Genomic DNA, 7,844 nt, shown 5'->3' with positions numbered 1-7,844 from the left:
GCTCATCAGCCAACGGTTCTGTACCGCCAACATGATCTAAGTGACCATGGGTCAAAACAAGGTTAACCACTTTGACACCAAGTTCTTTGATTAGCATCGCGAGCTGTTTCACGTCGCCGCCTGGATCAACAACGATACCTTCCATTGTTTGGTCACACCAAACAATAGAGCAGTTTTGAGAAAACGAAGTGACAGGAACGACTTGATACTTAAGTGACATAAATAAACCTTGATAAACGTCTTAACTCGCTGAACTATGACATTTGCCAAGCGCTTTGACAACACTCGACCCGCATCCTAGTGATAAAGCTATGACCAATAGCGAACTGGACCAGTGTCAATATGAACAAAATTACTACTTGGATAGTAACCTACGCCACCAAGTTGTAGCTCTCTAGAAACGTCTCGCACGCGCTTCAGACTGACACCGTCAAGACGAAAATCTATCGCTTGACCAAGCATATGATAGCTCTTCTTTGCCACACCCTTTGACTTACCGCGCAATGATTCATTCGTCGCTGGAGAGCGGTAGCCTGAAATAATCTGAACTTCTGCTTCGACACTTAGCGCTTTCTGAATCAAGCTAATGTGATCGAACAGTTTCTTATCCATTGGATAGACTTCGTCACGTCTAAAATCGCGGCAAAGGTGATTCAGTCGGTTAAGTTCTCGTGAAACGTAACGGGTACCATCAAAGTAACATGTTTCAAGCGCTTCTCGTGTATGGAGGTTTGTCAGTGCAAGAGTTCGAGGTTGATCTGGGTATTTCGCCAAAGCGATACTAGGAATACAACTCGCTACTACCAAACCACTTCCGGCCAGTTTAATAAAATCTCGTCGGGATAATGCCACTTTCAAATACCTTCACAATAATTGTTGCTCTAACGTGTCGACTGGTGACACTACCTAACTCTGTTGTGAAGTGCAAATGCATAAAACGTGCTCAAGGTGGCACTTGAGCACGATCTTTTTGCTTAATTGTTGAACCTATTGATAAAAATAGTTTCGAATTGCCTCGGTAAAGGTTTGGTCAAGTTTATCCCTTTGTGTAACTAAATCTGTCGAGGCGGTAAATGTCTTCCCTGTAGTGGACATTGCCTTCCTCATACCATGCCGTTTGGTAAATGATATGGACTGGTATACGATTTTTGAGAGGGATCGACTGATTGGGTCTCGGTGTCTGTTGAGCTTGTTCATCCATCACTAAACCCTGTGTTTGCAGTAAGGTATCCGCAAACACATCAGCGTTCTCAACTCGAATACATCCTGAGCTAAACGCTCGTTGTGTTTCAGCAAACAGGTTTTTACTTGGTGTATCGTGCAGATATATAGCTCGTCGATTAGGCGTATTAAATTTATAAAGGCCTAACGCGTTAGCGCTCCCTGAAAGCTGCGTCATACGATAAGGAAACGTCTCTGGCTTGAGGTTTTCCCAGTCAATATCGTTTGGGTCTATCACTTCTTGTGAGCCCCATTTGGGAATAATCTGGATATTATGATTGACGAGATAATCCCTGTCCTGCTGCACTTTCGGGATAATATCTTCCACCATGATTTTCCAAGGGACATTCCAGGTAGGATTGAGAATCAAGGAATCTAACTTCGTCATCATTAGGGGTGTTGGACGAGCCTTTTTACCCACCACTACTTTTGATTCGAATACCGTTTGTCCCGAATTCCAGTATTTCATTTGGAAGCTCGGCACATTGACCACGATAATCGTGTCTCGTTCTGCTGGCCAGTAACGAATACGCTCAGCGTTAATCGCTAAAATGGCTAGCCGCTTCTCGATCGGTAAGTTAATCCACTTAATGGTTTCTGGGCCAATTATGCCATCTGCCTTTAAGCCATGTAGTCGCTGAAACTCTTTCACCGCTTTTTCTAGTGAACGGTCATACCAACTGACATCCTTGCGTACATCAAATAGGTTAACGTCGACTATTTCTAGCCGTTGAAGCAGTACATCCCGATTGTCCAGCTTATCTCCAACCTTAACCAAACCTGACTGTCGATACACTGGCGTATCGATTTTTTGGTATTTGACCATATGCAGGTAAGTGTCAACGAGATCCTGATAGCCTGAAGAGTCAGGAGTATACGCTTCGATCAGCTCACCCAGTTGCTGCTGCCCAATCGCTCTGTGGGTAGCAATTAGTGCACTGTTGGGAGGAAGAGGCAGAGGTTGCGTCATTTTGCGTTCAAAGAACCAGTCTTGCCCACGAGTCTTCGCCACTTCGGCATAACTCATGTAAAGCAGTAAGGTATCGGTCGCAAGTAAGTCATACTCGTACCAGCGATTACTCTTGCGGTAAAACTGCAAATAGCTTAGCTGACGGGAAAATAACGCGCTAAAGCCAGCGAGATCGATGACTTCTAGCTGAAACTCTAACTTGCTACTTTGTTGCAGATCGAACCAGATCATCTGATCGTTGTTATTGCGGTAAATATCTTCAACCACAGCAGGGTATTGCAACAATCGATGCAGTTGACTGTCCGACTTCAACCATCCTATCTGATTAAAATAAGGGGCAGACAGCACCGCTGAAGGAGTCAGACACAATAATATCAACCAATAAGCCCATCTTCGCATTGTCACATCCCTTCCATACGTTTAGGTAAAGTATGGCAGAGATGAAAGCGCTCGGTATGACTTGTTTTTAAGACTGACGGGAGTGTCTAAGTTTTTCAGAAATTAGCCGCTCAGTTTCGCCCAATGGTTGTCCCACTGCACGCCAGATTGAACGATCTCCTTAGCGCCTGGCGCTGACTGGCTAATCACACCACCGCTACCTGAGCTCACTTTAAACTGATCACTTTCAACGACGACTCCAGAGGCATCAGGCAGTGGAGCCAACTCAACAAGCTGGTGCGTCTCTTTCGACCAGATGCCGTAGCAGTTGCCGCGAGGAGAAGTCGCTAAAATCCACTCTTGCGTTGCCGCGATACTCGCAATGTAATGATCAAAGCGAGCCCACTGCTCAGGCTCTGCTTGTAACGGCACAAGCTCTCCTCCCACTTGATGCATAGCCAACAGCGAAGGATATTCATCCGGCTCACCTCGGTACTGCTGCCCACACAGTACCGTGTCTGAACCATCGTGGGCCAAATGTCGGATACTGAGTTTGTGGTCGCTCAGTCCCACTTGCTCAATAAGCTCGCCATTGTGACTTAAGTAACTCAGACTCGGCATCATTGTAGCCAAGTTGAGCGGCTCACGCCCATTAGTGCGCACCCCGCCGACACCGATAACCAAGATATCATTTGGCATCACGATCACTTCATGAGGGCCGACGCCAAACCCGCTAAACTCAGCGATTTTTTTGTAACCTGCAGCAACATCATAAATACCAATAATGCCTCGGCTGGTCCCACGCTCACCTTCAGTGGCATATAACCACTGCCCGTCATTTGAGTAGACACCATGTCCGTAATAATGACGGTTGCTGTCCGCGGCTCTCAGTTTGATCACATCACCGGTCAGAAAGTCAAACACCTGAAAGTAGGTCCCTGGCCGACGTCCAAAGGCCACGGCGTGATTCAGTTGCGCTAAAGTGGCGACACCGTGCCCTCTTTGCGGGAGAGATACTGAGTGGATTGGCATACCATATGAATCTGCAACCACTGCACTGTAACGATCTCGACCTGCAATTGCGCACCCAACCAGAGAGGGTTGCTTCATTTTCGGTTTGGTAGAAACACATCCAACAAGAGGACAAGCCGCTGCAAATAGAGCCGCCTTTAGCAATTTACGACGAGTACTATCAGTCACCATCAGTTGCGTTAAATCCTATAATTACGCCTAGTTCAATCGCGACTTCTTCATGAATCAGATATTGCAATTGCTCTAGTTTATTGTATTGAGAGTAGGCGTTTTGGTAGCCTTGCTTGGTTTGCAACATATCGAACAAGCTCATGTCCGTTGGCCAAGTCTCAATGGTCATTGCAAACTGATTAGCCACTCGATCGGCAAGATCCGATTTGTCTTGCTGACGCAGTATGGCATCCAGTCCATTACCCTCGGAAAAATAGAGTTTTTCTATCGCTACTATATTGGCACGAAGGTTTTGCATCGATGTTTTAGAGCGCCAAGACTCTGAAAAATATGGGCGAGGTTGACCAAAATTCGCCAGCGGGCGGCTCATTTTTTTCATGCTGTATTCGAGCTGGTTAGACAGCAGCGCAATATACTCTGATTGCCATTGCTGCTCGTTAAGCTCAACCCATGGGTTCAACGTCCATGCGTCAGCAATTTTATTGGCATTACTTTGAAGATTTTCTGCAATCGACGTCGCGGTCTGACAAGTTCGAGGATTCCCCGTCAAATCTGAGGCTTGATCAAACAATAACCATTCGACTGAACCTAGTCCCTGAACGGTAACACTCTGAAGCGCAATCGCTTGCGCTGACCAAGTATTAGGCTGCTTAATCAATGCGCTCATTTTAAGCCCAGTGGTATTTTTTTTGTCGGGCCAAAACTGTACGTTCCAGCTTTGGGCCAAAGCAGCTTCTGGGCCGCGCTCTTGTCCTTGGAGCGCCATCCAACTCAGCATAGTCTGATGCCACTGAGATTTGACTGCTTCAATATCTGTGGTCGAAGCACAATAGCTTGATATCGAGTCAGTGAGCTTATCGGCCTCTGTTCTAAATTTCTGCGCAGACATAAACTCGACTTGATAAACGGCCTGACTATAGTGATCAGTCAGTTGAGGCTGATTTGCATCATTTCCAATACTTTGGCAACCCAAGACTGACAACGAAAATGATGAGGCTAAAACAAGCTTGGTATAGTTCATCGGTAATTCCTACAGCGAGTTAAGAAATGCAATCAGTGCATCTCGTTCTGTCTGATTAAACTGCAACACCTTCTGTTTTGCGGCTTCAGCTTCTCCGCCATGCCACAGTACTGCTTCCATCAGGTTACGTGCACGTCCGTCATGCAGAAAATAAGTGTGGCCATTGACTTCTTTGGTATAACCAATACCCCATAGAGGTTGTGTTCTCCACTCCTGCCCATTCGCCAGATATTCAGGGCGATTGTCAGCAAGCCCTGGCCCCATATCATGCAGTAACATGTCAGTGTATGGGTGAATGGTTTGGTTAGACAACGATGGCAGTTCTTCGCGTGTTGCCGTCTTTACATTGGTTTTATGACAGCTTTCACAACCCACTTTTGCAAACAATTGTTGCCCTAATTTAACTTCCGGCTTGTTGATATTACGTCTTGCTGGGACCGCTAAGTGCTGTGAATAGAACTCTACGAAATCAAGAATGTTATCACTGACCTCAGGTGAACCACCGTTAGGTAACTCGCGACAAAGTGTCTGCTTAGCAGTACAGTTCTCATTTGGAAATAGCGAGCTAGTTAGACCCACGTCGCCGTTAAAAGCCGCAGCATTCTGCTGCATTAAGTTCGGCTGTCCCGCTTTCCAGCCAAATCGACCGATAGCAAAATCATTGCCACGAACGTCCCAGACGATATTCAGTTTTCCTGAGATACCATCTCCGTCCTTGTCTTGCTCATCTGCCCATGCTTTTAGTGTTGCAGCAGGAATACTTTCTAGCAATCCAAGACCTATCATTGGCGGCGCAACACGAGCAGACATTTGCGTTTGTGGGTGCATCTCTCCGTAACCCAACTCAACAATCGATAAATTCGGTTTGCGCAATGACACGCGTGTTCCGTCAGCAAAAGTCACCGGAACCTCTTGGTATGTAATTCTTATTTGGCCTTCCACCGTTTGATCTTGCAGAGCAAAGTCTTGTAGTTGACCACCATAAGTTGGCTCAGGAATAGTGCCATCTTTGATATACGCCTTTTTCTGCTCAGCAGTCATTGGCGGAATACTTAATCGCACCAACATCGAGACCGCGTGAAGATCATTGGCCTCTGGCGGATGACCTCGCCCATCTTTAATGTGACAGTTTTGGCACCCATTTGTATTAAACAGCGGCCCTAACCCATCACGTGCATCGGTAGACGCTGGAGCCTGAACCCAAGGGTTACGGAAAAAACTGTTTCCGACACTAAAGTCCAGACGTTTTGACATAGGCAAATTGCCCGCTGGCAGCGAGAACGCATTGGGGCCTTCTTTCTCGACCGTTGTTTTACCTCCCGACGTGACATCATAAGCAAAGGATGACATGGAGGTGCTAAGCATTAGCAAACAGGTTAAAACTGGTTTCAAGTACAACTTCATTCTGATAGCTCTCATAAGGCGCTATAACCGCACAGATTAAATGGGAATAATTCTCAAAAACACATTAGATAAAAAACGGCAAAAGGGCTCTAATGAGCCCTTCGGTTTAAGTCATCGAGCGATTAAAACTCGTGATCTGCGGTGTCTGGATTCAAACTCGTGATACCGACAATTTTTGCCGCTCGTTCAATTTGAGCTGTCTGCGTCACTAGCGACATGATGGTTTCATTGACCAATGCGTTACCTTGCGTGTTACCAGCAGCAATCAACTGGTCAAAGAACTGGTTGTTCTTTTCAGCAGAAGTCACTAACTGACCCACTTGTGCACGAGTGACATCAAATTGCTTTTGAATCTCTTTGGCTGCCTGTTTGTCTTTCTGAGCAACAAGTTCGTGAATACTAGGACCAGCTAACAATGTACCGTCTTGACGCTGGTATGTGCCAGTGTAGACGTTGTAGATGCCTTGCTCATTGTAGTAGTGTGAATTGTGCGTATTGTCCGAGAAACAGTCGTGCTCATCTTCCGTTGAGTTGGCTTCTAGAGCAACTTTCATACGCTCACCAGCCAATTCGCCAAGAGAAAGTGACCCCATACCAAACAACATTTTACGTAACCCTTTATCTGCGGAATCGTTGATCAACTCTTCACGGTAGTTGCCTTTAACATCCGCTGACCACTGATTTTCCATCCACTCTAAGTCCTGAACGAGTAACTCAGCGGCGGCTTTTAGATAGTCACCACGACGGTCACAGTTGCCGTTGGTACAGTTTTCACCGACCACAAAATCTGTGTATGCACGCGCACCTGCTCCTGCATTAGTTCCGTTTAAATCTTGCCCCCAAAGAAGGAACTCAATCGCATGGTAACCAGATGCGACGTTCGCTTCCGAACCACCGACTTCGTTTAGATCAGCAATCAGCTCTGGTGTAATTTTCGCTACATCTAACCTTGTTGCACCGATCGTTAGCTGCTTATTAGCAACGATGTTGGCATTTGCGCCTTCATTACCCAGTTCGTATTGGTATTCAGGTGATACGTAGTCAATGAGGCCCTCATCCAGCGGCCACGCATTTAGCTGACCTTCCCAATCATCGACAACAGCGTTACCAAAACGGAAAACTTCAGACTGTTGGTATGGAACGCGAGACTCAAGCCAAGCTTGTTTTACTTGCTGGAATTTTTCGGCCGTTGGGTTAGCCAGAAAGACTTCGATCGACTTCTCTAGCGATTGCGCTGTAGTCAGTGAATCGGCAAACACAGCATGAGCAACGTCAGCATAGTGCTCAACAACTTGTTCTTTGGTTACATTTGCTGCGAATACTGAGCCACTTGCCATCAGTAACGACGCTGCGACTGATTGAGCCAATAGAGATTTTACATTCATTTGAAAAGCATCCTTGTTGAGCTTAATAATCATTATTCATTGCTAGTGCTAATTATTATCATTTGTACTACTAGATGCGAATAATACAAAGTTACAATTTTTTTTGCAAGTAGCAAGTAAATTACCACCTTCTAAAGAAGGTGGCTTTGTGTGAGCCCCCTAAAAGGGGGCCTTTGTTTAATCCAACGCCAACTGGTGCTGCTCTACTCGCTCTTGCTTCTCTTGATGTCTTACATATCGGCGTATGATTTCTTCATTGATT

Annotated in this window: 7 protein-coding genes and 1 pseudogene; all 8 read right to left on the bottom strand. The window is 46.0% G+C overall.

Going from position 1 to position 7,844, the window contains the following annotated elements; genetic code table 11:
- The coding region (locus QTN94_RS18750) for an MBL fold metallo-hydrolase (RefSeq protein ID WP_331428510.1) at positions 1–220 on the bottom strand (220 nt) is incomplete at its 3' end.
- Between the two features lie 89 nt (positions 221–309).
- A complete protein-coding gene (locus QTN94_RS18745; protein ID WP_138971330.1) occupies positions 310–852 on the bottom strand; it encodes a DUF882 domain-containing protein in 543 nt (180 codons plus the stop codon).
- Between the two features lie 184 nt (positions 853–1,036).
- Positions 1,037–2,590 carry a L,D-transpeptidase family protein gene (locus QTN94_RS18740; RefSeq protein ID WP_331428509.1) on the bottom strand — a complete coding sequence of 518 codons (1,554 nt, stop codon included), beginning with the start codon at positions 2,588–2,590 and terminating at the stop codon, positions 1,037–1,039.
- A gap of 102 nt (positions 2,591–2,692) precedes the next feature.
- Positions 2,693–3,772: a DUF1513 domain-containing protein gene (locus tag QTN94_RS18735; protein WP_331428508.1), complete on the bottom strand. Its 1,080-nt coding sequence runs from the start codon at positions 3,770–3,772 to the stop codon at positions 2,693–2,695.
- Complete coding sequence (locus QTN94_RS18730; RefSeq protein WP_331428507.1) at positions 3,762–4,793, bottom strand: imelysin family protein; 1,032 nt, start codon at positions 4,791–4,793, stop codon at positions 3,762–3,764. The genes QTN94_RS18735 and QTN94_RS18730 overlap by 11 nt, the downstream gene beginning before the upstream one ends.
- Before the next feature lie 9 nt (positions 4,794–4,802).
- The gene (locus QTN94_RS18725) at positions 4,803–6,197 is read right to left on the bottom strand and encodes a di-heme oxidoreductase family protein (protein WP_138971326.1); all 1,395 of its coding nucleotides are present in this window, start codon (positions 6,195–6,197) and stop codon (positions 4,803–4,805) included.
- Positions 6,198–6,319: 122 nt separating this feature from the next.
- Complete coding sequence (locus QTN94_RS18720; RefSeq protein WP_331428506.1) at positions 6,320–7,582, bottom strand: imelysin family protein; 1,263 nt, start codon at positions 7,580–7,582, stop codon at positions 6,320–6,322.
- A 177-nt stretch (positions 7,583–7,759) separates the two neighbouring features.
- Positions 7,760–7,844, bottom strand: a pseudogene (locus QTN94_RS18715) (IS200/IS605 family transposase); the annotation flags it as partial.

Origin of the sequence: Vibrio sp. M250220, assembly GCF_036533795.1 — a bacterium.
Taxonomy (GTDB): Bacteria; Pseudomonadota; Gammaproteobacteria; order Enterobacterales; family Vibrionaceae; genus Vibrio.
Note: the sequence above shows the minus strand (reverse complement) of the source record. Positions and strands in the feature narration are given on the sequence as shown.

Excerpts from the sequence above, each read along its gene's own strand:
- QTN94_RS18735 (WP_331428508.1), bottom strand. The coding sequence starts at position 3,772 with ATGGTGACTGATAGTACTCGTCGTAAATTGCTAAAGGCGGCTCTATTT.
- QTN94_RS18730 (WP_331428507.1), bottom strand. The coding sequence starts at position 4,793 with ATGAACTATACCAAGCTTGTTTTAGCCTCATCATTTTCGTTGTCAGTC.
- QTN94_RS18720 (WP_331428506.1), bottom strand. The coding sequence starts at position 7,582 with ATGAATGTAAAATCTCTATTGGCTCAATCAGTCGCAGCGTCGTTACTG.
- QTN94_RS18725 (WP_138971326.1), bottom strand. The coding sequence starts at position 6,197 with ATGAAGTTGTACTTGAAACCAGTTTTAACCTGTTTGCTAATGCTTAGC.
- QTN94_RS18740 (WP_331428509.1), bottom strand. The coding sequence starts at position 2,590 with ATGCGAAGATGGGCTTATTGGTTGATATTATTGTGTCTGACTCCTTCA.